General features: G+C 39.1%; 19 protein-coding genes and 1 tRNA gene. 11 read left to right on the top strand and 9 right to left on the bottom strand.

Features of this window, described 5'->3' with window-relative positions:
* Positions 1 to 314: 314 nt before the first annotated feature.
* Complete coding sequence (locus tag FCR06_RS07670; protein ID WP_138498247.1) at positions 315 to 1268, top strand: Rieske 2Fe-2S domain-containing protein; 954 nt, start codon at positions 315 to 317, stop codon at positions 1266 to 1268.
* A gap of 480 nt (positions 1269 to 1748) precedes the next feature.
* Here the strand turns inward: FCR06_RS07670 and FCR06_RS07665 are convergent, their stop codons facing one another.
* Positions 1749 to 2753, bottom strand: a complete 1005-nt coding sequence (locus FCR06_RS07665) for a 2-hydroxyacid dehydrogenase (protein WP_138498246.1) — start codon at positions 2751 to 2753, stop codon at positions 1749 to 1751.
* Between the two features lie 435 nt (positions 2754 to 3188).
* Here FCR06_RS07665 and FCR06_RS07660 point away from each other — a divergent pair.
* From FCR06_RS07660 to FCR06_RS07640, 4 genes are all read left to right on the top strand, one after another.
* Positions 3189 to 3273: transfer RNA gene (locus FCR06_RS07660), tRNA-Ser, on the top strand.
* 334 nt (positions 3274 to 3607) lie between these two features.
* A complete protein-coding gene (locus FCR06_RS07650) occupies positions 3608 to 4795 on the top strand; it encodes a CapA family protein (protein WP_138498242.1) in 1188 nt (395 codons plus the stop codon).
* Positions 4788 to 5870, top strand: a complete 1083-nt coding sequence (locus tag FCR06_RS07645) for a molybdopterin-dependent oxidoreductase (RefSeq protein ID WP_138498240.1) — start codon at positions 4788 to 4790, stop codon at positions 5868 to 5870. Before FCR06_RS07650 ends, FCR06_RS07645 begins: the two co-directional genes overlap by 8 nt.
* Positions 5871 to 5924: 54 nt before the next feature.
* Positions 5925 to 6896, top strand: a complete 972-nt coding sequence (locus FCR06_RS07640; RefSeq protein WP_138498238.1) for a polyphosphate kinase 2 family protein — start codon at positions 5925 to 5927, stop codon at positions 6894 to 6896.
* Positions 6897 to 6937: 41 nt separating this feature from the next.
* Here FCR06_RS07640 and FCR06_RS07635 read toward each other — a convergent pair whose 3' ends face one another.
* The 3 genes from FCR06_RS07635 to FCR06_RS07625 all read right to left on the bottom strand — a co-directional run bounded on the left by FCR06_RS07635 (position 6938) and on the right by FCR06_RS07625 (position 10798).
* Entirely contained in the window at positions 6938 to 8233 is a 1296-nt protein-coding gene (locus FCR06_RS07635) for an MFS transporter (RefSeq protein WP_138498236.1), read from the bottom strand.
* Between the two features lie 164 nt (positions 8234 to 8397).
* Positions 8398 to 9486 carry an aliphatic sulfonate ABC transporter substrate-binding protein gene (locus tag FCR06_RS07630; RefSeq protein ID WP_138498234.1) on the bottom strand — a complete coding sequence of 363 codons (1089 nt, stop codon included), beginning with the start codon at positions 9484 to 9486 and terminating at the stop codon, positions 8398 to 8400.
* Between the two features lie 349 nt (positions 9487 to 9835).
* Positions 9836 to 10798 (bottom strand): TauD/TfdA dioxygenase family protein, encoded by a 963-nt coding sequence (locus tag FCR06_RS07625; protein WP_138498232.1) that lies wholly within the window; start codon positions 10796 to 10798, stop codon positions 9836 to 9838.
* A 541-nt stretch (positions 10799 to 11339) separates the two neighbouring features.
* Between FCR06_RS07625 and FCR06_RS07620 the strand changes: the two genes are divergently transcribed.
* Complete coding sequence (locus FCR06_RS07620; protein ID WP_138498230.1) at positions 11340 to 12824, top strand: CIA30 family protein; 1485 nt, start codon at positions 11340 to 11342, stop codon at positions 12822 to 12824.
* A gap of 55 nt (positions 12825 to 12879) precedes the next feature.
* Positions 12880 to 13227, top strand: coding sequence for a carbohydrate porin (locus tag FCR06_RS07615; RefSeq protein ID WP_138498228.1), 348 nt, complete (start codon positions 12880 to 12882; stop codon positions 13225 to 13227).
* 165 nt (positions 13228 to 13392) lie between these two features.
* Here the strand turns inward: FCR06_RS07615 and FCR06_RS07610 are convergent, their stop codons facing one another.
* Positions 13393 to 15243 (bottom strand): alpha-amylase family glycosyl hydrolase, encoded by a 1851-nt coding sequence (locus FCR06_RS07610; protein WP_223280067.1) that lies wholly within the window; start codon positions 15241 to 15243, stop codon positions 13393 to 13395.
* A gap of 495 nt (positions 15244 to 15738) precedes the next feature.
* On the opposite strand from FCR06_RS07610, the gene FCR06_RS07605 reads away from it, so the two are divergent.
* The gene (locus FCR06_RS07605) at positions 15739 to 16392 is read left to right on the top strand and encodes a class I SAM-dependent methyltransferase family protein (protein ID WP_138498226.1); all 654 of its coding nucleotides are present in this window, start codon (positions 15739 to 15741) and stop codon (positions 16390 to 16392) included.
* A 2-nt stretch (positions 16393 to 16394) separates the two neighbouring features.
* Positions 16395 to 17615: a glutathione S-transferase family protein gene (locus FCR06_RS07600; RefSeq protein WP_138498224.1), complete on the top strand. Its 1221-nt coding sequence runs from the start codon at positions 16395 to 16397 to the stop codon at positions 17613 to 17615.
* A gap of 325 nt (positions 17616 to 17940) precedes the next feature.
* Here the strand turns inward: FCR06_RS07600 and FCR06_RS07595 are convergent, their stop codons facing one another.
* Entirely contained in the window at positions 17941 to 18513 is a 573-nt protein-coding gene (locus tag FCR06_RS07595; RefSeq protein WP_138498223.1) for a nitrate transporter, read from the bottom strand.
* A gap of 793 nt (positions 18514 to 19306) precedes the next feature.
* Between FCR06_RS07595 and rfbF the strand changes: the two genes are divergently transcribed.
* Entirely contained in the window at positions 19307 to 20080 is a 774-nt protein-coding gene (rfbF, locus tag FCR06_RS07590) for a glucose-1-phosphate cytidylyltransferase (protein WP_138498221.1), read from the top strand.
* A 273-nt stretch (positions 20081 to 20353) separates the two neighbouring features.
* Positions 20354 to 21796, top strand: a complete 1443-nt coding sequence (locus FCR06_RS07585) for a polysaccharide biosynthesis protein (RefSeq protein ID WP_138498218.1) — start codon at positions 20354 to 20356, stop codon at positions 21794 to 21796.
* Between the two features lie 720 nt (positions 21797 to 22516).
* On the opposite strand, the gene FCR06_RS07580 is transcribed toward FCR06_RS07585, so the two are convergent.
* From FCR06_RS07580 to FCR06_RS07570, 3 genes are all read right to left on the bottom strand, one after another.
* Positions 22517 to 23092 (bottom strand): TIGR04376 family protein, encoded by a 576-nt coding sequence (locus FCR06_RS07580; RefSeq protein WP_138498216.1) that lies wholly within the window; start codon positions 23090 to 23092, stop codon positions 22517 to 22519.
* Positions 23093 to 23167: 75 nt separating this feature from the next.
* Entirely contained in the window at positions 23168 to 24361 is a 1194-nt protein-coding gene (locus FCR06_RS07575) for an NYN domain-containing protein (protein WP_138498214.1), read from the bottom strand.
* Between the two features lie 68 nt (positions 24362 to 24429).
* Positions 24430 to 25302 (bottom strand): D-alanyl-D-alanine carboxypeptidase family protein, encoded by an 873-nt coding sequence (locus FCR06_RS07570; protein WP_138498212.1) that lies wholly within the window; start codon positions 25300 to 25302, stop codon positions 24430 to 24432.
* Positions 25303 to 25348 lie beyond the last annotated feature (46 nt).

Raw genomic sequence — 25348 nt, 5'->3', positions numbered from 1 at the left:
TAACTAAAAAATTGGTTACTAGTTGACACAAAAGATGAAGTTTATTAAATTGGTATTAATTAACTAAAAAATTAGTTAATAGCTTTTCTTTGTAATCCAGCCATACAGAAGTCGAAGTTAACCGAGCAATGCTCGGTAGTATTATCTTGTCCATTCCTAACTAAACCTTAATTATCCCAATTGATATTTAAAAGAGCAATGGGAGGACAGGCGCTACTTACTCGTTAATCACAAATTTTAACTTTTAAGATTGACAACCGACCTCTGAATTATTTGTTAATAAATCAATCAATTTTTCAAATTTTGGAAGAAAAATGCAAGCAATTTTACCTGGCGCACCTTGGTTAATCGCGCACAAATCTACATTAGGAATAAATAAACCTCATCAAATCACTTTAAATGGGCATGATTATGTAATTTGGCAAAACCAAAAAGGTGAAGTTTTTGCCCTTGATAACATCTGTCCTCACATGCAAGCACCCTTATCATCTGGCTGGATTTGTCAAGAAAGAGATACTATTACTTGTCCTTTTCATGCACTAGAATTTGATGGACAAGGGAGACTTTATCAAGACGATAAAAAAGGTAATCAGCTAATTATCAAACCATTAGAGCTAATTATTAGTAACGATTGCATCTGGACATATTGTGGATTTGAGCCAAGATTACCTATCCCAGATTTACATCAGAGAATTGTAGATAACTACAAATTTCTTGGGGTAACTGGCGAAAAAAGTATTCAGGGAGATTTTTTGAGTAATCTAATGGTTAACTACGACTATAATCACCAAAACGGTACTCATAAAGAACTATTTAAAATCACGTCTTGTGATGTAACTTCTTTTGAAGAAACAGGATATTATGCTGTAGTCAAACAAGATTTGAAAAGAGCCAAAAATACACTAGGAGAAATTATTAAAAATCCAGTTTTAGGAATCTTTCCCAAAATTCTTAGTAACACACTCGAATACGCTTTTCCTTCAACTACAGCTTTCTTTGCTAAAACCCCTATTGGTGATATTGCTCAAATTCACATTCTCTACCCTCAAACACAAAAAACAACTAAGACCTTCATTTTGATGTATGCTCAAGTAAACAATCCTTTGGCAAAATTGTTCTATAAAAATTCCGTTTTACAAGTAGCAGCTAAAGTCATAGAACAGGATACAGGTGCAGTTGAAAGTTTATATCCTCGGCAAAAACCAAAAATTAGACTGCCAAATGAAGAAATTATGTTTTATGCAGAGAAACTATACCATAATTGGTAATTTAGTTTTACCAATTTACAGTAGATTTTACCTTCTCTACCTTGAGTTACGCCAACGTGAGGTAGAAAAGTATCTCATGCTATGGCGCACGCTCCCCAATGCCTGTCAAATCTGATTTTTAAATCGTGAGTGCTAAATTCTGACCAAGTTTGAATAAAAACCCCTGGAAGTTAACCAGGGGTAATGCAAGTCAGTACTTTTTCGCATGGAATGTATCCTACTCAAATACCATAGCAAGCCTCTAATTGGCAGATCTGCCATTTTGCCAAACAAAAAAGCCCCCAGTGGTAAGCTGAGGGTTAATTTTTTTTGGAATAGCGGTAATCTACAAAGCTATTATTCCCAGATAAGTAGACAATAGCAGCAAAATAGAATTAGAAATTTTCAGCTACACGGCTGCGGGTATTCTAAGCTTGTTTCCCGATCTCCTCATCTTTCTCATCCATAATCACGGGTATATCGGTTGGCGAAGTAGCGCCGCTAGTTACCTTTCGGTTCGCGGATTTCATTCGCACAGGGGCGACCTTGTTCAACATCGGTAATATTAGCAAAAGTCGTCTCTGCAATCTTGTAGAGAGCTTCTGCTGTAAAAAACGCTTGGTGTCCGGTAATCAGTACATTGGGAAATGTTGTCAAGCGCTGGAAAATATCATCCTGAATGATTTCGCCAGACAAGTCTTCAAAGAACAATTCTGATTCTTGTTCGTAGACATCAACACCGAGATAGCCAATTTTACCAGACTTTAGTCCTTCAATCACTGCTTGGGTATCAATCAGCGCTCCTCTGCTAGTATTAATTAGCATCACGCCCGACTTGATTTGTTCTATAGCTTCAGCGTCAATCAAATGATGTGTTTCTGGAGTCAGGGGGCAATGCAAAGAGATAATATCAGAGGTGGCAAATAACTCAGGCAATTCTACATACTTTCCACCTAAGGCTTCCAATTCTCGATTGTGATACACATCATAAGCGAGGATATTACAGCCGAATCCCTTCATTATCTGTCCTAAAATTAGACCGATTTTCCCAGTGCCAATAATCCCTACTGTACGCTGATGTAAGTTAAATCCTAAAAGTCCATCTAAAGAAAAATTGCTTTCTCGGACGCGGTTATAAGCACGATGAATTTTGCGATTTAAGCTCAAAATTAATCCCACAGCGTGTTCTGCTACGCCATAGGGTGAATAGGCGGGAACACGCACAACAGTAATCCCTAAGTCTGCTGCTGCTTGTAAGTCTACATTGTTAAATCCAGCACAGCGGAGGACAACTAGGTGAGTTCCTCGTGAAGCTAAAAGCTCTAAAGTTGGCGCATCAACCTGGTCATGGACGAATACGCAAACAGCGGGAAATTCAGCAGCGAGGATAGCGGTATCGCGATTTAAACGAGGTTCAAAAAACACTAACTCATGTTCGGTGGGAGAATTTGCACTTGACAAAAACTGCCGGTCGTAGGCTTTCGTACTGAATACTGCTACTTTCATGCAAAACCTCAGACTGTATGCTGCATAGTGTTCGAGTAGATCCTAGCTTGACATTGAAAGCAGCGATGTCTACCACGGACTAGGCTTCGTGCGGTTGTGAACATTGCTATTTTAAGGATTGCCGACTGTGAGATTAATATAAGTTTAAGTTGAAGACCGATTGTTAAAACTGACGCAAACAGAAGTCACTCAAACTGTTCTGTTGGTAGTAATGGGGCGTTTAGCCTGTGCTGAGTACTAAATAAAAAGTAAAAATTGATCTAACTTCAGAACTAAAGCAAAAATAGAGGATTTCAGCTATGGCGATCGCTCAACTATTAGCCAATAAAATACTCTAGTCACAATGCTATGATAGTGTAGGGGATGCACTAAAATTTCCCTAATTTACCTAGATTTGAACTTAGATCTAAATCTCAAATCTATAAATAAATAGCTGGAGAGGTGTCCGAGCGGTTCATGGTGACGCACTCGAAATGCGTTTTGGGGAAACCCAACGGGGGTTCGAATCCCCCCCTCTCCGTTTTCGTTATCAATAGTAAGGGAACTCCTGAGAATTTAGAACCCGGTCAACGCAAGGGAGAGGGGTCTATGACAACTTCTATTAGCTTTAAATGCACCGAATCAATGAAGCAAGCAGTGAAGGCTAAAGGTGACCCTTCTGAATTCTCTCGTCAAGCTATCCAAGATAAGTTAGATAGAGAGAAGTAGTTAAAAGTTTTTGAAAAAATACTCTAAAAATTATAATAAATATACTTCAGTAATTACTTAGCCAGATATTTGTCAATAATATTAAAATATACACTGCCAGCACAGATTTTTAGGATAAACTAATGCCATCGTGTGAGGAGTGAACGATGGATAATTCCAGTTTAGGGCAAACAGTTTCGTTTGCTTTTATTGGTGTGTTTTTTTATCTATGTATTGGTGCCGGAGTCGTGATTAGAGTGGGGCAATCGCAGCCAACAAATGCTGCGACTACACCCGTTGAACCTAGCTTATTACCATTAGTTGTACCTGAATCTACGCCACCAACATCCAAAAAACAAACCTTTCTCAAGACGATTACTATAAAAGCTGTTGGAGACATTATTCCTGGTACTAATTTTCCTAACTACAGATTACCTCGGTTTCCGGAGCAATTATTACCAAAATTAGTGAAAACTCACTTGCAAGGAGCTGATATATTGTTTGGGAACTTTGAAAGTAGTCTAACTAATTATCCTTACACTACTAAAGATATTAGTCGAGGACAAGTCTTTGCATTTCGCTCTCCACCTATATATGCTCAGCTATTTGCTAAAGCTGGTTTTAATGTCTTCAATATGGCGAATAACCATGCAATGGACTTTGGTCTAGTAGGGTTTAAAGATACAAAGAAGAATCTTGAGGCTGTGGGTATTGCTACATTAGGTCATAAAAATCAAATTCTCTATCTAAAACCTAACAATATTTCTGTGGCAATGATTGGTTTTTCTCCTTATGAAATGTATAATTCCATCCAGAATTTAGCAGTAGCCAAAAAACTCGTAGTAAAAGCTAAAAAGAATGCCAAAATTGTAATAGTATCGATGCACGCTGGATCTGAAGGAACAGAGGCACTACATATTAAGAATCAGACGGAGTTTTTTTATGAAGAAAACCGAGGTAATTCAATCAACTTTGCCCGAAAAATGGTTGATGCGGGAGCCGACTTAGTACTGGGACACGGACCTCATGTACCAAGAGCGATGGAAATTTATCAGAAAAAAATCATAGCTTATTCTTTAGGAAATTTTTTAGGATATCGAACTTTATCTACAAATGCTCAAACAGGTGACTCACTGATTTTAGAAGTCAAACTCAATTCAGTTGGAAATTTGGTATCAAGTAAAATTATTCCGATTCGCATGGATAGACAGGGAATTCCTCAAGTAGATCAGGATTTTCGGACTGTGAAACTTATGCGTTATTTAAATAATCAAGCTTTTCCTAAAAATCCATTAAAGATTAATAAGAAAGGGGAAATTATTCTCAATAAGAAATCATACAAGCACCATGATTAAGCATTCAGACCTAATTATCCGAGAGCAGATACCTTTAAACGCAGAACCACCGTTGAAGCTGCTACGGCAAAACTTTGTCACACCGAAAGAATTATTTTACATCCGCAATCACGGTTCGATTCCTAATATCGATCCAATCAACTATCGTTTGTCTATTAATGGCAGTGTAGGTCAGCCACTCCATTTTTCATTAAATGAAATTCGAGAAAAATTCCCGAAACGTACAGTTATGGCAACGCTTTACTGTGCTGGCAATCRGCGTGATGAGTTGATCGAAGCCAAGCCGATTGAAGGTGAAGAACCTTGGAGTGCAGGAGCAGTTAGCAACGCAGTCTGGGGCGGCGTTCCACTTTTTGAGGTACTGCAAGCAGCCAGAATCGAAGCCGATGCTCAACATGTTGCCTTTAGCAGTTTCGATGAAGTTGAAAAAGAAGGTAAGAAATTCGGCTTTGGGGGTTCTATTCCGATTGAGAAGGCGATGAGTCCAGAGGTTCTCTTAGCCTATGAGATGAACGGTGAGCCTTTAACTTCTGAGCATGGTTTCCCATTAAGGGTTGTAGTACCTGGTTATATTGGCGCTCGTAGCGTTAAATGGTTATCGAGCATTACGCTGCAAACTAGTCCTTCTAGTAACTACTTTCAGCAATATGCTTATAAACTCTTCCCACCAGAAGTACAATCACAGACGGTCGATTGGACTAAAGGACAGATATTAGGAGAGCTAAGCGTTAATTCTGTAATCTGCCATCCATTAGATGGAGAGAAAATACTGACAAACCCTATCTTAATTGAGGGGTATGCGATCGCCCCTGGAGATTGCACTATTAAATGCGTAGAGCTATCCACCGATGGCGGAAAAACTTGGATGCAAGCAGAGCTTGAAGAATCACAGCATCCCTGGGCTTGGCAATTTTGGCGTAGCCAAGTAAATCTCAAAAATAGCAACAACCGAGTTATTGTGCGTGCTTGGGATTGGGCTGGTAATACTCAGCCAGAAGATGTTAGAACGATTTGGAATTTTAAGGGATACATGAATAACTCTTGGCATCAAATTGAGGTGGATACCCTTGAATAAATTGAGCAAACTAAGGATATTGCACGGTAAATCCTATCTAAGTTAAAAGAACCTATGAGCCAGTCAAATAGTTCAAAAAATGATAATTCAACTCCCACCAGTAACGCAACATCAGCAGAATCTTATAAGACAAAACAAGCGGCAGCAAAGATTACAACTGAGTATGCCCAAGAAATGGCACCTGAAAAAATCGTTGTAGATGAGCCACCGCCTAAACCAGACTATCCTCGCTACCGAGTCCACCCCGGACAGCCCATCACCTTAGCCAATTTCGATCCAAATGCTTGCGAGGACTACAAGAAAAAGAAGCACGTTGAGGAAGAACTAGAAAAGCAGCGTCAACGACTGCAAAATTTGCAAGAACGGTTATATGCTCAACACCACCGCAGTTTGCTAATCGTGCTGCAAGCGATGGATACCGGGGGTAAAGATGGTACTATCAAACATGTATTCAGTGGTCTAAATCCACAAGGCTGTCAGGTTTGGTCATTCAAAAAGCCCAGCGATGAAGAAATAAGCCATGATTTTCTCTGGCGCTACCACCAACGGACACCACAACGGGGGATGATTAGCATCTTCAATCGCTCTCATTACGAAGATGTGTTAATTGTACGAGTCAAACAGCTAGTACCAGAGGATATTTGGCGCGATCGCTATCAGTTGATTAACGAGTTTGAGCATATGCTGACACTCAACAACATTGCTGTTATCAAGTTTTTTCTTTATATTTCTAAAGACGAACAAAAACGGCGTTTGGAAAGTCGGCTAGAAGATCCAGATAAGCACTGGAAGTTTTCCAGCAACGACTTAAAAGAGCGGGTGCTCTGGGATGACTACCAAACGGCATTTGAGGACATGATTAACAATTGCTCGACTGCTCATGCTCCCTGGTATGTCATACCTGCAAACAATAAGTGGTATCGTAACTTGGTAGTAGCTCGAACGATCGCAGACACTCTAGAGGCAATCAACCCACAATATCCACCAGCAGAAAAGGGTTTAGAAAATATTGTGGTTCCAGATTAAAACAATAATTTACTGACTATAGATAATTCAGCGATCGCTGGTCATTTAAAAGAGAAGCGACTTTTTTCTCCAGCGATCCAATGGCTCACTCCAGGCAATTGTCTAGAGAACCATAGCGCACCTAAAATAATTAGACTACCACAGACAATCAAGGCATTAGTTGCACCAAAATTATGTGCTAAGGTTCCAGCTAACAGATTCCCAAAGGGCATTGTACCCACCATTGCTAAGGCATAAAAACTCATTACCCGTCCACGCTTATCCTCGGCAACTAAAGTTTGGATAATCATATTACAACTCGTAATCTCAAGGATGCTAAAGCAGCCTACAAACACCAGTATGATTATGGACAGCCCAACTTGACGCGATAGTGAGAAAGAGATCAGACTCATCCCGATTAAAATTTGAGCGATTACAATCAAACGGTCTAAGCCCACAATCCCTCGTCTGACACTCAGATACAAACAAGCAAACAACGAACCAATCGGCGCTGAAGTACTGAGGTGAGCCATCGTAGTTGCATCCCCATTTAAAATCTTAGCTGCGAAGATGGGCATGAGTGCGACATGAGACATCCCGACTGAACCTTGTAATGCCAGTATTAATAAAATTGCTCTAATTGGCTGGAATTTGGAGACATATTCAAAGCCCTCCTGCAATTTCAGCAAAGTATCGCTCAGGTTTGTAAAGGTCTGCGTAGGTCTGGCTTCAAGCCGCATTGCTAGCAGGGTAAAGATAGCAGGAATATAGCTGAGGGTATCGTAAAGAAAACAATACTTTACCCCGAAGGTCGCAATCAAAATCCCGCCCATAGCCGGCCCTAATACCAGAGATGAACTTAACATCACTGAATTCAAGGCGATCGCATTACTCCAATCAGCGTGATCGTCTACGGTTTCGGTGACGATTGTATGGCGCACAGGCATATCTAATCCCTTGAGCAAACCATTGAGAACACTCAGTATCAATAAGATGGGAAACGTAATCCAATTCGTAAACGTAAGAATCGTTAAAGCTAAGGAAACGTTAATTCCCAATATCTGCACTAGCATTAACAAGTCACGACGACTCCAGCGATCAGACAATACGCCGGAAAAGGGAATCAGTAATAACGTAGGTAAAAATTGTACAAACCCTGCAACTCCTAACAACCAAGCCGATTTAGTCAAATCGTATACTAGCCAAGGAATAGTTAGCTGCTGGGTCATAAATGTCCCGGACATTGATAGTAACTGTCCCCCAAAAAACAGGCGAAAATTACGCCAACGAAAGGCGGGTGAATAGCGATAAATGGTCTTACTGATCCGATCGCCTAGTTGTCCATTCCAAATTTTCATGAGGGAAGTTTTTATATGTTTTTCTAATTGTTAGGTTAACTAACAATTATACGGTAATCGCGTAGTTTACTGTTGCAGGCATCACTTATTTGCCTGGGCTAACACATTTGTCCAACTATACTGTGCAGTAGGTGTGTGGTACACCAAGTTTGCTCTCTTAAAGCTTAAGCCTTATTCCTAACAGCATCCGGTGTAATCGCTGCATACTGCTGGGTAGTTAGGGTTGCACCTCGAACATCAACTTGTTTTGGTATAACTTTGAGTTGATACAGAAGATCCGCAACCTTTTGTTGGGCACTGATTACTTCTTTAGTAATCGGTTTCATGTCAAATTTTCTTCTCGTCAACGTCAACTCCATAGTGTCTACATCAGTCTTGACCTTCGGTGCGAGAATTTCAGCTGCTGCGCGCCTATTTTTATTTGCCCACTGCCCAATTTGGTAATACTCTGACAAAATTGTTTTTAATAGCTCAGTATTATTAATTGCAAAATTCCGTGAAGCTAGGTAATAACTCCCTGGCGTACTAATTCCTTGGGCGTTTCGCAAGACTCGAATGCTACCTTCTTGTTGGAGCTTAATCAGATTAGGGTCGCCTTCTACAAAAGCATCAACTGTCTTGTTTAAAAATGCTGCCCTTCCATCCGCAATGGCCAGGTTCACTGATTGAATATCATTGATTTTCAGTCCTACATCTTCCAACGCTTTTACGACAAAATAGGTCTGAGCTGTTCCCCTGGAGTAGGCAACTTTTTTACCTTTAAGCTCTGCCAGTGTTCTAATGGGAGAATCCTTGAGTACGATAATCGCTGAACCTTCGCCAGTACCGGGCGGCATGTTAACTACATAAATCAAATCAGTACCCGCAGCCTGAGCAAAAATAGGTGGCGTTTCGCCTGTAGGTCCTAAGTCGATGCTACCAACATTTAACGCTTCTAATAGCGGCGGGCCAGACACAAATTGAGACCAAGTAACACCTATTCCTTGAGGAGCCAGCCGTTTTTCAATTACGCCTTTTTCGTGGGTCAAATCCCCTGAAACTTGGTAGCCAAGTCGAACGAGCTTGGTAGTGCTTTTACTATTACTAGTAGTATTAGTACTCAAGCTTTTACTGCTGTTATTTGAACTGCTATTGCCCGTACTGCCATTGTTTGATTGACAGCTGACTAACGTAGTAAAAGATACTAAGCCATAGAAAGCGTAAAGTAAATCACGTCTGGATATTGAGTATTTTCCAATTTGCCGTCTGACCATAACTCTCTACCTCATGTTGACGCTGATACCGTTTAGCAAAACCTCTGCAAGCTTGCCGAATTGATTAGAAGGTTCTATTCTTCGGCTTGGTTGTCAACCTGCTGTGTAGGTAGTTATACAGGAGTAAATACCCTTGTATAGCTTTGAAAAAGAACTGAAATGGCGCACCTTCAAGGTGAATAATTTGCTCTTTGGTAGCAAAGAGCTTAAGCGCGATAGTAGGGCGTTTAGTCGGTGCTGAGTGTAAACCTAGTTACTTCAAAGCTTTGAGGAATCAACACTGTCCAAAAGGGTGTGACTGCGGCTATAGTAAGTACTTTTTAATTCACTCAGCACCCAGGACTTAGCTTTACGAAAGCACTGGTTGTGCTGCCTTAGACTCAACTTTCTGCTTGAAGACGCTTGGTACTTCTGCGCTGAACGCCTCACCTTGAACCACTTCTGAACGCAAACCATCAACCCCTACTGGAACATCGCCAGTAATAGTGGTGCGATAAAGGAGACGTTCGACATCTAAATGATCCAAATCTTGAGGAGCTAAATGTACGGTGGCGCGATTGTCCCAGAAGGCAATATCACCGTTATTCCAACGGAAGCGGGTGGTATAAGCAGGCTTGGTGATTTGGTTAAAGAACAACTCCAGCAGTAGCTTACTCTCTTGTGGTGACACATCAACAATGTGCGAGACGAAACCAGGATTAACGAACAACGCACGTTCACCAGTCTCAGGATGAACCCTGACGACTGGGTGAATAGAAACTAGTGGATTAACACCAATGCGCTCGTCGAATTTACCATTGTGGGGCTGATACCCACCGCCATTGAAGCGATGTTCCGCTTTTAATGTATCTGCTAGCGCCCGTAAGGGTGCTGACAGTCCTTCATAAGCGGCAACCAGATTACTCCACTGGGTGTCACCACCGAAACTGGGGACATTAACTGCGCGTAAAACTGACGCTGCTGGTGGGTTAATAGCCGCTGTTACGTCTGTGTGCCAGGGGCCTCCACTACGAAAACCATACTGCTTTTCATAGAGCTTACGGTCTACAGGTTTGAGCTGGGGAAATCCCGGTACAGGTTCAATCTCTCCGAGGGGATGGGCGAAAGTCACTTCGCCAAAACGAGATGTGAACTCAACTTGGGCAGCATGGTCGATGTTTTGACCACGAAAGAACACAACTTTCCATTTCAATAGGGCTTTACGAATTTCTTTGACTTGCTCATCAGAAAGAGGACGGGAAAGGTCTACGCCATTGATTTGGGCACCAATGAAACCAGCTACTTGTTTAACTTCTATATGTTTATAGCCCATATATATTCTCCAGAGTTCGATCTGTAGGGTAGTGTTCGCACTCGCCTGTGCCTTTGGAATGTTGCCGATATTTGATAGCAACATTCCTGTGCTGGGAGTATGACTAAGAATATTATACGGTATCTTGATACAATTACCGTAGTATATAGTTGCTATTTAGCAATTTCCTGTGTTTTTGCAGCTAGAATCTTTGGAATTGAGACATGAATGTGGGAATTGTTAGCTGGCTGTACTTGTAAGTAGGGATTGGGATATCAAAAATGAGCAACCTAGCCAGCATCAACTGCTAAAACTTGATTTATGAAACTGGCACACCTATTTCCATGAAAAACTTTTCTTGCAATAATAGTATAATGCAGCACATAAAAATTACTGATTCTAAACCGATGTTTGTAAACCCGTGAATCTGTCCTTGAAGGCGATTAGGACATCAAAAGATGATAAAACTTAGACACCAAAAGACTTTTCACCTAGTCTCCAGTCCTTTGCTGTAGCTACTCCACAAAATTGCTAGAGTGAAGAAAGTTATGAGGACGCAAATATGAGTGATAAAAATCGTTCTCAATGGGACTTAGGCAGGTTTATCGAAACCCTGACTTACTTTGAGGTAATTCCTTTACTTAACTGGGTACAGCAATTAATCCAAGGCCGTCCTCAGGATGATCGAGATAAACCCAATGGAGGAAGAAATGTGGGTGTAATACTGGTAGCAGGTGCCACAGGTGGTGTAGGTAAACGAGTCGTAAAGCGATCGCTCGAACAGGGTTATAAAGTTCGGGCGCTGGTGAGAGACATAGACAAAGCACGGTCAATTCTTGGTAGTGATGTTGACTTAGTAGTTGCTGATATCACCAAACCGGAAACTTTAACTCCTGTAGTTATGGCTAATATTGAAGCTGTAATTTGTTGCACAGCAGTACGCGTACAACCAGTAGAGGGAGACACAGCAGATAGAGCCAAATACTATCAAGGTGTTAAATTTTACCAACCGGAAATTGTTGACGACACCCCAGAAAATGTGGAATATCTAGGTGTTAAAAACTTAGTCGAAGCCGCAGCAAAATATCTACCCCAAACAAACGAAAAACAAATATTTGACTTTACAAAACCATCAGCAGAATTAAAAGAGATTTGGGGAGCGTTGGATGATGTGGTTATGGGTGGCGTGAGTGCCAGTAATATCCAATTAGTAGAAAATGCAGCTTTGTTTGCTGGCAATGTTTCCACTGCGAACTCTGGCGGATTTGCTTCTGTGAGAACTAAGAATTTCGATCCACCATTTAATTTATCTGGTTATGAAGGTGTAAAATTGCGCGTTAAAGGTGACGGTCAGCGTTATAAAATTTTCCTACGAACAGATACAAAATGGGATGGTATTGGCTATAGCTATTCTTTTGATACTGTAGCTAATACCTGGGTAGATATTCACATTCTCTTCAAAGATTTGATTCCTGTATTTCGAGCAAAAATTGTCAAAGATGCGCCACCAATTGAGCAGAGTACAATTTGTTCATTCCAACTAATGTTAAGCAAATTTGAATATGATGGCGAATTAAATCCCAAATTTTCTCCAGGTGGTTTTGCTTTAGAGTTGGAATCAATTAAAGCTTATAACGGCATAAATTTACCCCAATTTATCCTTGTCAGTTCGGCAGGCGTAACTCGCCCCGGACGCCCTGGGATTAATTTAGATGAAGAACCTCCAGCAGTGAAATTAAATGAGCAATTAGGAGGAATTTTGACTTGGAAATTGAAAGGAGAAGATAGTTTAAGAGCAAGCGGAATTTCTTATACAATTATTCGCCCTTGTGCTTTAACTGAGGAATCAGGAGGCAAAGAATTAATTTTCGAGCAAGGTGATAATATCAAAGGTAAAATCAGCCGTGATGATATTACAGAACTTTGCGTACAAGTGCTAAAAGTAGCAAAAGCATGTAATGTCACATTTGAGGTGAAAGAGGGACACAATACTGTTAAGTCTATCGATTGGCAAAGGCTATTTTCTAATTTAGAACACGATAAATGAGAATTCAGAATTATGACTTGCGATCGTAGTTATTGAGATAGTGCAAGATATTAAGATGAATAAAATTAAGGTGCTAATACTTGCCGGGATTTTAGTAGTGCTTATCTGGGGTGGGTTATTTTCCAATACTGCTTCATCACAGCAAGTTGAATCCCGTCTTAACAACTTAGAAGCAGACTTAAATCGTGTTGAGTCGCGGTTAAACCAGCTAGAATCTCAATTAAATCGAACCGGCAAGTCTCCATCCCCAAGAACAACACTTACTCCACGACAGTCAACAGGTTCCAGACAGAATTTATCACAGCAAGGTTCTATGTTTGATCGGCTTGCAACTTTGGTGATTGAATTGAAACAACAAGTCAATAAATTAGAGGAGCGAGTTTCTAAATTAGAATCGCGTTGAATATTTCAATTCCGTCAAATAGAAGTTTTTGGTGGGGTAGCATGCCTAACTGTGCTACCCCATGATAGTTAACAAATTGATTATTAATCTTTGAGAAGACCACCTAATACTAATTTGTAATATCATGTCCGATCGCCCTCGAAACTCAAACTAATCAGCAAACTTTTACTGTGAAAATATCAGTACTGAATAGGGAGCAATCCCAACGTTACCTCGACAAGGCATATGCTCTGGATCGTTTGGATCTGTAGAACCCGCAGTAGTTGAATAACCGCCAAAATTGCCAAAATCAGGGCTGTAAGTGTCCGAGTCACTATTAAAACGGTTCCACCATATTCCTGGCGTTGGAAAACCCACACTGTAGCTTGGAAAGCTCTTGTGTCCAAAGTTAACAACGACAATCACATCATCTCCTGCTCCACCATTTTCCCAACGATGGTACGCAATCACCTTGTCATTGTCATTCACATGGTGAACATGAACATGCTGCCCTCGTAATCCCCGCGTGTTGTTATACCAGTTGCGTCGTAACTGAATCAAATCTCGATACAGGTTAAAAATCTTTCCACCTATCAAGCTATCCTTTTTATTCCAATCTAGTGCCGTTTTATCCGTCCAAGCCAGCCATTCCAGAAACTCTTGTCCCTGAAAAATCATTGGAATCCCAGGAGTTGTCATCACAATTGCAGCAGCTAACGTTGAGCGCTTGCGGGCAAAATAACTATCCGCATGTCCGCGATCGATAGCATCGGGTAAACGAAGATTTCCTTTATCTGCATGTACCTGATCGTGATTCTCACTGAACAAGATACGGCTGAAAGCATCTGAACCATATCGCTGTTCAATGACATCGCGAACTGCAAACATATTACGACTACTATCAGCAGGGACAACAACTGCATTGTGAATATCCCAATAGAATCGGCTCACCCACTGAGCATCAAAACCTGCACCTCCCCCACCAAAGGATGCAGGTTTAGTCACCCATTCATTCTCTTGTAAATCTTCTGCGATCGTAATTTTGGCTGAAGGTTGGCTCTTAATCAGGCTGTTAAGCTCCTGCAATAACCACCAACCCTCGGAAATGTCATTCTTGGGATCATTATTGTTACCGTATGCATTACGGATACCGATCGTTGAGTCAAACCGAAACCCATCAACGTGGTATTCTTCTAACCACATTCGGATATTATCCCGAATATAATCCCGCACTTGCGAACGTCCATAATCTGGTCGAGGACCAAACCAATCTCTTTGAGGCGATCGGTTATAGAAATAAATGCCATCTCCATCCCCTTCATACCAGCCATCAATTCTGCGGAGTGACGCATCTAAATCTTCGGGTCCAAAATGGTTATATACCACATCCACAATCACTGCCATTCCCTGATTGTGTGTTGCTTTGATAAAGTCTCTGAATTCAGTATCTCCTCCATAACTGCTTTCAATATCAAAAGCAAAAGCCGGGTTGTAACCCAAAGAATGCTCACCTTGGAACCCAATAATTGGTAAAAGCTCGATTGCATTAATACCCAAGCTCTTTAAGTAATCCAGCTTCTCAATTAGGCTGTCAAACGTGCCTGTCTTTCCTTCAGTATTAAAGGTAGCAACATGCAGTTGGTAAATGACGAGTTCATTAAAAGCAGGCATTCCAAAAGAACCAGAATCCCAGAAATAGGTTGGCTCAACCACATAACCATTATTTTTTCGTTTGATAGTGGCTCCCACAGGGTCATCTTCGGAATAAACCCGTCTAGCACGAGGATCGGTTCGCCAAATTGGAGTTCCATCCCCCAAAGGATGAATAACATAGCGATACTGATCTCCTATCTTTGCAGAGGAAACATCTGCCGACCAATTACCATTGCCCTCATACACAAGTGGATTATCTGTATCAGACCATCCATTGAACTCTCCAGCAACAAACACTTTCTGAGCAAACGGTGCCCAAACTCGAAACCCTGTGCCACCACCAGCAATTGGCATAGCACCCATTCCAGTCTGACTAGTACCCATAACACTCCATATGTATAGACTGATAAGGATTATTTAATTACCTGTTACCATAAACTTCTTGCAAAAGTCCGTTAAAGAGAAAGTGGGTATAAAACTCAACTAAACATTACCACGGTTGTGTTGCAAAAATTTACATGGCAAGAGCGATCGCAAAACAGAGCAATGCCAGTCATCTACAAGTTATATTTCTGGTTGTATTTCTAGCCAGTTGCTCTGGCCTGACCAAGTGCTATCTCAATCATGTGTACTGCCAATGACTAATAGCTGGACTTTTATATAAGTGCCTAGAAGCTTTGGTTAATAAGACTTTTCAAACACCTTCTCATCCCGTTTCTTGAGGTGTTGAACCCTCGTAAATTGGCAATGGTATTGATACGAAATAAGACTTGATTTTATATCATTTCTATGATATTTTTTATCTACAAACTACAGTTAATCGATAAGTTAACCGTAGTTTGTAGATACATAGTGTGCATTAAACGAAAATTACTCCTTATGCCAAAAGATTGGTATGAATGGCACGACCTCTACAAGATTGAGCCAAAATTGCAGCAGCGTCTAGAAATCGTGCGCGAATATATTGCTTATAGCTTGAATGCGTCCCCACTTGGAGCTATTCGGATAGTGAGTCTTTGCGCGGGTGATGGACGAGATTTATTAGGAACATTAGAAAATCACCCTCGTGCGAAAGATGTTTCTGCACGACTTGTGGAAATAAATTCAAATTTAGTTGAACGTGGACGAGCAACTATAGAATCTTTAGGTTTAGCTAAGCAAATTGAGTTTATCAATGGTGATGCAACTCTTGCTACTAACTACGTAGGCGCAGTACCAGCAGATATTGTAATTGTTTGCGGTGTGTTTGGCAATCTTACTGATGGAGAACTGAATCGTTTACTAGATAACCTGAGTTTTCTGAGTAAAACAGGTGCTTTTGTCATCTGGACTCGCGGACACTCTAACGGTATTCCCTACTCTGATAATGTGCGGAAAATTTTGAGTGCGTCTGGATTTGAGGAAGTGAATTTTAAACTCACGGCTACAGGAGACATGGGTGTAGGTATTCATCAATACAGAGGCGAGAATTTACCTCAACCCAAAGAGCAAAAGTTATTTGTGTTTTCTGGCATTCCTAGTAAAGCGAGGTAAAAATGTCTATTCAAAACACAGTATCGAGTTGGGAAGAAGTTTTAGAGACTGCTAGAAAAAATACCTCTGCGCGTAGGGTAAAGAGGCCGGGACAATCTCCTTCTACTGTACCAATACCCAGTAGTTTACAGAAACTTCCCCCAAACACAGAACCGCCAGTCTTGCTTTATCGAGATACTAATTCCTGGTGTCCTTTCTGCGAGCGAGTTTGGTTTGCTTTGGAAGAAAAGGAAATTCCTTTTGCAACGGAGTTTATTGATTTAAGTAATAAACCCAAATGGTACACTGACCTAGTTCCCACAACCCTTGTGCCAGCAGCAAAAATTGAGGGTAACTTAGTATATGAATCCAAAGATATTCTCTTGGCTTTAGAAGAAAAGTTTCCTTATCCGTCATTACTACCTGAAAATCCACAGGAAAACGCTGTTGCTAGACAGTTAGTTGAAGAAGCTGAAACTAACGGTTTGAGAGAGATTGCGTACAAATTCCTCAGAGAACCACCTGTAGATACTGATGAGTTAGCATTACAAGCAGCATTTGAGGCTAAGTTAGATGAACTTGAGCAAGCTTTGGCTAAATATCCCGGTCCCTACTTTGTTAGTACATTTAGCTTAGTAGACATTATGTATAGCCCCCATCTAGATAGATTAGCGGCTAATTTACCTGTGTATCGGGGATATCACCTCAAAGGAAATCCTCGCTTTCCTCGCATTAATGCTTGGTTTGACGCACTTAATCAGCGTCCTGCTTATCACAAAGTAAAGTCAGATAATATCACCAATAATTTACTGTTGCGTCGCAGATGGGGTGTAGAACCGATTGGAAATCCCTTAGCTTTGGATGTAGCAGATAGTGAGAAAATTCAATATCGAGCCGAAGCAGCTGAGAGATTGAGCGACAATCGGGAAGTTGCGATCGCAGATGTTATCAAAAACTCTGGAGTCCAAGCAATAGCCGCAGACGGGGATTTTACCACAGTTAAGAACGCTGTTGATTTTTACCTGCGACAACTGGCTGATTATTTAATTAATGGTAATAGTACAACTTTGCCAGGTGGTCGGACTGGTGGTAAAAATAGCAGTGTTGATCCTGTCTTCGCTGCTGTGGGGGCGATTACTTTTGCATATTTGAGAAATCGCATCTGCGCTCCCCGTGATATGAGTGCTGGTGCAGCTACAGCGTTTAGAGCAGCAATAGATCGGGTGTTAACATCAGTTTATTAATTTTGTGGGCGTTGCTGATTGAAAATATGAATTTATCTCACGCAGAAGAGGACAGGTGCATCAAGGGGTTCCCAACTTGCAGTAACTGCTGGAGTCATAATTGGTCGCAGGAAGTTGTACGTTGTCCTGATTATAGTTACGGCTGCTGCCATGAATTTGGTTAGGGTTTGGCAGTGGTGGACGCAAGCTAATAAGTTTGGCAAGAGAATTTCTCACTTCGCAGCACTAGTCATTTAAAAAATATATAATTTTCTTGTTCACAATATCTAATTTGATGTGAAACAACAGTGTTAATCGACTGTAAAAATTAGCTAGATTTTATGTCTTAGGAAGGTTTTTTACCATCTGAAACCATTTGTGAGAGAATATGTGCTGTAAAATCTAGCAACTGATCCAACAAAAAGCCAATAATACCAATGTATAGTATTGCTTCTATTACTGAATCGATATTACCAGTTTTATAACTATCCCAGAGAAGAAAGCCAAGTCCTTTTGGCCCTGTCAACATTTCTGTCGCAATAACTGTAAACCAGGCTACCCAAATACCAACTTTTAGAGCATGAAATATATGAAATATAGCTACTCTAAAGTTCTTATTCTGTCTATGAAAATGTTGCATACCTATTGCTGTATTAATGATTATCGTCCAGAGAGTTCCAAAAAAAATTACAACAATAGCAGCGGCTTCACTTTCTCTAAACACTATTAGGGTAATAGGTAGCAAAGCTATAGGAGGGATACTATGCGGTATCTGAAATATCCGCCTGAGTAGCTGATAAATCATGCTATTCATACTGATGAAATATCCAATGAAACTACCCAATACGGCGGCTGGAATGTAACTAACAAATAATCGTTGCAGGCTAGCTAAAAATTCTAAAAACATATTATTTTCCATGCCTCAGTTCTCAATGAGAACATGTAGGAAATACTGGGCTAACAGCAGGAAGCAGTATATTTAACAAATTATTTACAACTGCTAGAGAAAAGTGATTGCTATTATACTTGCTCTTTTCCCACTACAAAATTTCCTATATCTTCTCCTCCTTAATGGTTACTCAAATAAGTTTAGGTATTCTGACGATGAGATAGGAGTAGTACAAAGAAAAGATAAACTTGGCTTTCCTAGAATTTATCATTAAAATAAATTCTAATTAGTAAATTCAATACAATTTCTCTAATTGATATGATGTCTGACAAATCACTCGTAATATGTCATTGCGAGTAAAACGACGCAATCACAACGTTTTCAGTATTGCTTCCCTACAGTCGCAATGACGGTTATTTGAGCACAGATGATATGACTTGCTCGTCAACAACTAGAAGTCCGATCTCTATAATAAATCGGGCTTCTAAGCTTTACGATTTTTTCAATTCAAATAAGAATACTATGACTAATGGACAAAACCCTTACACCCCCATACCCTTACCTCCTCACACCCAGTCTCAACAGCCAACCTTTGTGCGTAAGTCCTGAATGCTTGAAAAATAAATTTACATATAATTAATATTTTTCAGTAAAAATACTCGTATATAAAGCAACTGAATAGCTTTAAAGTAACTACTTGAAGGTAATGAACACAGATAACTGTGTTCATTACTATTAGGCGGATATGTCATCTCAACTACTTTCCCCCGCCTAAATACTTACTCGTACGCTGTATCCTTTATATCAGTTAGGAGTTTAAAAGATGAAGGCAGTAATACTAGCGGGTGGATTAGGAACAAGAATAGCAGAGGAAACATCTCTAAAGCCTAAACCCATGATAGAAATTGGGGAATATCCAATTCTTTGGCATATTATGAAAATTTATAGCAGCTATAATATCAACGATTTCATAATATGCTGCGGTTACAAAGGTTACTGTATTAAAGACTACTTCATTAACTACTTCTTAAGAACATCAGATGTAACCCTAGATATGAGGAATAATGAAGTAGAAGTACATCACAAATATGCAGAACCTTGGAAAGTCACCTTAGTTGATACTGGTTTGAACACTATGACTGGTGGTAGACTTAAAAGGATTAAAAAATATGTACAAGATTCCACTTTTTGTTTTACCTATGGGGACGGAGTTGGAGATGTACAAATTGATAAGTTACTAAATCATCATAAACAATCAAATAGAAAAGCTACAGTTACTGTTGTTAAGCCTCCAGGCAGATTTGGTGCCATCTCGCTTTGTCAACAAGAAAACAAAGTCACAAGTTTCAAAGAAAAATCTGACAGCGATAATATTTTTGTTAATGGTGGCTTTTTTGTTCTAGAACCAGAAGTTATTAATTTTATTAAAGATGATTTTACTGTATGGGAACAAGAACCTATTGAAGAACTAGCTTCTCTTGGAGAAGTCAACGCATATAAGCATACTGGTTTCTGGAGACCTATGGATACTGTTCAAGATAAAACTTATTTAGAAAACCTTTGGAAATCCGGCAGGGCACCTTGGAAAGTTTGGTAACTTTTCCCAATACACCTTATCTGTAGTAAGAGTTAGAGATTATTTATAAAATAAATCTAAAAATGAATAGTTAGATTGAAGACAGAAGAATAAGATACATATAGATATTACGTCTATTGCAATCGTTTACAGCTGTTATCGTCAGTGGCAAAAGTGAGGCATCTGAGAGCGGATGAATCATACTTGACGTGAATATCTTTGCATACATATGGGTAAGTCAAATTAACCCATTACGATTAAAAATTTATTAGTAAGTTGTTACCCTGTGGAAAAATGAGACCTCACGAAGATGTTATCAATACCATCTGGAAACTATCTAAATCTCCAGAAAAGTACTCCGAAGCTCTGAAAAACTTAACGAGTGATTTAATTGATGGATTGAATCAAAAGAATAGGTTATTAGAAGATCCTTTGAAAGAAACGAGGAATCGAAAAATCCATTTATATGAAGATGAAATAAAAGCCAAGTTACTAGGTAAAATTATTTTGATAACTGGGGAAGGCTGTATAGGCTCTCTTCTAGTTAAAAAGCTTTTAAAATTTGGATGTTGTAAAAGGATAATTATTGTAGACTCTTCAGGAGTTTGCAAATCTGAGGATTTTGAGGTAAAGAGATATTCTTTAGATATAAGGGATTGCAAGATACTTAGAAGTATTTTTCAGAAAGAAATGCCTAATATAGTGTTTCACACAGCTGGACAGAGAAATCCTGGACTAGCCGAGAAGGAGATTCGCAGGACTATTACAACTAATATTTTTGGCTCTCAGAATATCATTAGTTTTTGCCAAGAATTTGGTGTAGAGCAGTGTGTATTTTCTTCTACAGGAAAGGCAAGCCGATATTTTACTAATGAAGTTTATGCTGGAAGCAAGAAGTTTGCCGAATGGTTATTTTATTTAGCAGCCAAGCAAGGAAAAACTACCTATAGTATGGTGAGATTCACTCATATTCTAGATAATAGTTTAATGGAGCAGGAATTGCAGAAAAGCATTGATGAAGATAAGCCTGTAGGTGTCCATAGTCCAGGGAGGTACGTTACTGCTCAGACAGCTGAAGAGGCAGTCTTTTTAATGCTAAATTCTTTGGTCTTTTCTCAAAAGGACGAACTGAGGTTTTTAATTGTCAGAAATTTAGGGTGGCCTACAGAGTCTTTAGAAGTAGCCTTATGGAAAATTAAAGAATCTAAAAAGAAACTACCTTTATATTTTAAGGGAAAGCCTCAAGGATATACTGAGCCTTTTTTTAGGGGGCAGTTAGACTGGAGCGATCCTATGGACATGAATTTTCTAATTAATGCTTTAGAGACTCCTTCCAAATTTATCGATGCTTCGGGGGACATAATTATCTCTGCGCTTACACCAGTGAGAGAGGAACTAGTTGAAAGCAAGTTAAATTTTCTCATCAGTAATATCGATCTATCTGAGGATAATTTAAAGAGCGTTTTAACCGAGTGCATTAAAGAAATTGCTAAGGTATCTTTTATTGATGCCGATCCTTTAAGAATTTTACAGATTCTCAAATGGGGTATAGATCGTAAGTATATGGAGGTAGAGAATATCTCCTTGATTGATTATAGTCCCTTAATTGGAATGCTAACTCAGGCTTTAGTAGGAAAGCCGAATTTTGAGGAGATAATGAAAAATCACGTGTCAGCTTCTGAGTTTAGTCAGATGATTGCGACTTTAAAAAACTCGGAATCATTCTTAACTGTCTAGAAGAATATCTAGCACCCGGCAAGTATATTCGCTACCTGTGCCAGGATAAAACGAGGGTGGGGCTGAAAACTCTTACAGGAAAAGTGATTACAGACGGATGGAGTCAAGCTTACTGTTGAGCTGAAATGGCTGCGGGAAAATTTTTGGATTTATGGTGCAATTGAACCAATGAATGGAAACCACTTCCTTTATGAGTATCCAAAATTAAATAGCAAGTGTTTTCAACAGTTCTTGGACTGGCTATCTCAACAGTTAGGTGGTGATTATGCTATTTTACAGGTACTCCTTTACACCTATTCATACAAGTTCAGCGATTCGTTGGTAAGAATTTATTATTCCTCTGTTTCAACCACCTTCAGCCCTTGAACTCAATTGCATTGAAAGGCTTTGGCAGTTCCTTAAGAAACCACTCAAAATCAACTTTTCTCTTGTCTACAAACTTTACGCGTAGACGCGTTCGTGTAGCGTTTCGTAGAGAAGCGGCTTGTCGGAGACATCGTATCCATGAAATATTCGATCAACTTGCACTTGAGCAGCTAATATCTATCTGTTCTTATAACTTTATTCTAGAAGCTCTTTTCTATGCAGCTTCACATTAAATTGGTATAAACCTGTAATTAGCAATATAAATAATYAATAAAATTAAGAAATATGAAGGATGATATGAAGGATGAAATGATAATGTTTAACTTTCATCCTTAATACTGTATATTCTCGGAATTATTTACTCATATTGCGCTTCATTTGTTCTAATTCGTCTTGTGTTTCCCAACGGCGGAATTTTTCTTCTAAATCGTCAAAATTACTAGAATAATTGGTAGTTTGATTTGACCAACCATTAGTTTCCAAGCGCTGCTGGGTTTGGGCTTTAGCGCGGGCTGTCTGTGCTTCGGCGGCTTTAGCTTGTACTTCCTGTCGTCGCTGCTGAATTTTTTGCAGGAGTTCCTGAGATTGATTAATGCGTTCTTTGAGCCCTTGCATGTGTCCCCAGCGCTGATTTCCTTCTCGCAACAAAGCTGCTTCTCGTTCACTCGCCGCACTTGCCAAATCTTGTCTACCAGCGTCTTTAGCTTTCTGAACGCGGATGTGCCAACGCTGGATTTCTTGAGCGGTGGCTAGAATATCGTCTTGCGATCGCTTCTGTTGTAATTGTAAATCTGCAATCAGCTTTAATGTATCTTCCTCTTGCTCACGCAGCTGTTCTAGCAGCGCCTCTAACTCCAAATGTGGATTGTTACGCAAGAATTCTTCTAAACGGTTTTCTAGAAACCGACTCAAATCATCAAATAAACCCACTGCCAGAACTCCAGAGGTCGGGTGTGTAACTATTTTATTGTAGTAAATTATCGCTCAAGAAAAAAATTGTAATAATTATGTCTTCTTACTAATTATTGGTTTACCCTGATTGATATTTTGATTGACACTTTCTACTTCTGGTTCAGGTATTGAAATAAAATAATCACAAACAGCAGCAAGTATTTTGTTGGTTTGGTTTCTATAAGCACATCCAATTACTGTCTTTCCATACTCATGTAATTTTTTTGCTAAAGAGGCAAATGCCCCATCGCCAGATACAATGACAAAGACTTGCAACCAGGGTCGGCAGTGAATTAATTCAACTGCATCAATTGTTAGTTGAATATCTGCTGCATTTCTTTGAAAGGAAAAACCAAAAATCTGTATTGGTTCAATACCAAGTTTTTGAATTTCATTTTTTATAGTTTTTAGATTACTATTACTCCAATCAGCATAGGCACATTGTATAGCAATTTTATCAACTAATTCTATTTCTTTAATATTTTGGATAATATTTGTTAAAGAAAATTTAAAATTAGGGTTTTTATTACCCATTGTCAAGTTTTCAATATCATATAAAATTACTGTATTAAAATGTTGGCTAGATGTTTTTATATCTTTAAGTGCTGAAAAAATAGGTTCTAAAGTAATTTTGGTTATAGAATTATCTTTTACTTGCTCTAATCTCGCCAAGTTTGTTTTTAGATTATCAATTTCTTGCTTAGTATGTTCTAACTGCTGTATAATTTTTGGTTGTTTGAAATTATCAATGTGCTGTTTTGCTTCTTGTAATCCCTCGTGTAACTGGTCATTTAATACATAAACTTCAGTTTGTGTTTGAACAGTTGTGTTTCTAAACTCTTCAATAAGTTTAATCAGAGTTTGTTCGCGTTGTTGATATGCAGCTACTAAATCTTGCTGTATAACGTCCCACTCTTCTGGAAAAGCCTCGCGGGTAAAAAAGTTTGTAACTGACTCATAACCAGCGATCGCAATTTCTAAATTAATGGCATAATTTCCTTCTTTAAATACCTGAATATGCTTACTAAATTTTATAATTACTTTGGCTAAATTGGAAGATGCGGTAGTTTGATTGCTAAACTGGTCAACAGTCCATTGTCGCAACAGTAAAGCAAATTCATGATTTAATTTGTCTAAATTTTGCTGTAAAAGTGAATATATTTCCTGATTTTGGTATGTTGCTTTTAATAATTCTTTTAAAAAATTAATTAGAAAGTTTTGTGAGTGATGGACAATTTTGCTTGTCATAGCCATATCCCTGATTTAAAATGCAACTCTTTAGTTAAGTTTTGCTAACTTAGCATTACCTATAACACTCAAAGTGGTGTCACCCAATAACTAATACCCCTGACAATTTTATTTTTCAAACCAAATAGGGGTAATTTATCCTCAGATAAACCTATATAAGTCCAATGTGGAACATCATTTTCTACAGTTTGAAACCAGCCATTTTGATTGAGAGCTTTTCTCTGTTCTTGATTGGATACGCGTAAATCAATTGCTAATCCCCAAAGATGTTGTGAAGTTCCAGGAGGTGCAACTAAACCGAGAATTTTTGTTTCTTTCCCCTGTTGAACTTTTGCTAAAGTTTGATTATTCGTATATTTGTGCCAAAATCTTAAATTTGTATCGAAAGTGCGCGTACAATCACCAGAACCATAACCAGATTTCAGGGGAAATTTTTGGAGATTTCGAGCTTTATTTAAAGCGTCTGCGGCTGATTTTTGTAAATAACAATCTTTAGTTTGATCAACGTGACCCATTGTTAGGGTAGATTGAAACTCTTGGGTTTCTTGTTCGTTAGCAAAGATATCTTTTGGCGGCAATTTAATTCTTACATCTGGATTGACAAAGATTGCACCATAACTTCGTAACAAAATATATTCATAACTATTTGGCTGGGGAATTGTCGGTAATTTTCTGGCGATCACGGATAAAAAACGCTGTTGGTCGTTTAATTTTTGATCAGGGATAAATGGTTGTGCTGTTACCTCTTTTGAGCCGTTTGTGCAGGGTAATGAATCAGTACTCAAACATTCGTTTAGTGGTTGAGCAGTTTTACCCACACTATGATGTGTAATTTCATGACTAGCTACCAAAACAAAAATTATTAAAATTACTGTAATAATAAAACTTGTAGTTTTGACAAGTTTATGATTAATATACTTTTTGTTAAGGGTAAGTTTCATTTTTAAAAGTTTGCCTATATATATTTATAACCAGGCTCGCTAACTT

This window comes from Nostoc sp. PA-18-2419, assembly GCF_005869855.1.
Lineage (GTDB): Bacteria > Cyanobacteriota > Cyanobacteriia > Cyanobacteriales > Nostocaceae > Nostoc.
This window is presented reverse-complemented; position numbering and strand designations above follow the sequence as displayed.

Excerpts from the sequence above, each read along its gene's own strand:
- FCR06_RS07670 (WP_138498247.1), top strand. The coding sequence starts at position 315 with ATGCAAGCAATTTTACCTGGCGCACCTTGGTTAATCGCGCACAAATCT.
- FCR06_RS07665 (WP_138498246.1), bottom strand. The coding sequence starts at position 2,753 with ATGAAAGTAGCAGTATTCAGTACGAAAGCCTACGACCGGCAGTTTTTG.
- FCR06_RS07650 (WP_138498242.1), top strand. The coding sequence starts at position 3,608 with ATGGATAATTCCAGTTTAGGGCAAACAGTTTCGTTTGCTTTTATTGGT.
- FCR06_RS07640 (WP_138498238.1), top strand. The coding sequence starts at position 5,925 with ATGAGCCAGTCAAATAGTTCAAAAAATGATAATTCAACTCCCACCAGT.
- FCR06_RS07635 (WP_138498236.1), bottom strand. The coding sequence starts at position 8,233 with ATGAAAATTTGGAATGGACAACTAGGCGATCGGATCAGTAAGACCATT.
- FCR06_RS07630 (WP_138498234.1), bottom strand. The coding sequence starts at position 9,486 with ATGGTCAGACGGCAAATTGGAAAATACTCAATATCCAGACGTGATTTA.
- FCR06_RS07625 (WP_138498232.1), bottom strand. The coding sequence starts at position 10,798 with ATGGGCTATAAACATATAGAAGTTAAACAAGTAGCTGGTTTCATTGGT.
- FCR06_RS07620 (WP_138498230.1), top strand. The coding sequence starts at position 11,340 with ATGAGTGATAAAAATCGTTCTCAATGGGACTTAGGCAGGTTTATCGAA.
- FCR06_RS07615 (WP_138498228.1), top strand. The coding sequence starts at position 12,880 with ATGAATAAAATTAAGGTGCTAATACTTGCCGGGATTTTAGTAGTGCTT.
- FCR06_RS07610 (WP_223280067.1), bottom strand. The coding sequence starts at position 15,243 with ATGGGTACTAGTCAGACTGGAATGGGTGCTATGCCAATTGCTGGTGGT.
- FCR06_RS07605 (WP_138498226.1), top strand. The coding sequence starts at position 15,739 with ATGCCAAAAGATTGGTATGAATGGCACGACCTCTACAAGATTGAGCCA.
- FCR06_RS07600 (WP_138498224.1), top strand. The coding sequence starts at position 16,395 with ATGTCTATTCAAAACACAGTATCGAGTTGGGAAGAAGTTTTAGAGACT.
- FCR06_RS07595 (WP_138498223.1), bottom strand. The coding sequence starts at position 18,513 with ATGGAAAATAATATGTTTTTAGAATTTTTAGCTAGCCTGCAACGATTA.
- rfbF (WP_138498221.1), top strand. The coding sequence starts at position 19,307 with ATGAAGGCAGTAATACTAGCGGGTGGATTAGGAACAAGAATAGCAGAG.
- FCR06_RS07585 (WP_138498218.1), top strand. The coding sequence starts at position 20,354 with ATGAGACCTCACGAAGATGTTATCAATACCATCTGGAAACTATCTAAA.
- FCR06_RS07575 (WP_138498214.1), bottom strand. The coding sequence starts at position 24,361 with ATGACAAGCAAAATTGTCCATCACTCACAAAACTTTCTAATTAATTTT.
- FCR06_RS07570 (WP_138498212.1), bottom strand. The coding sequence starts at position 25,302 with ATGAAACTTACCCTTAACAAAAAGTATATTAATCATAAACTTGTCAAA.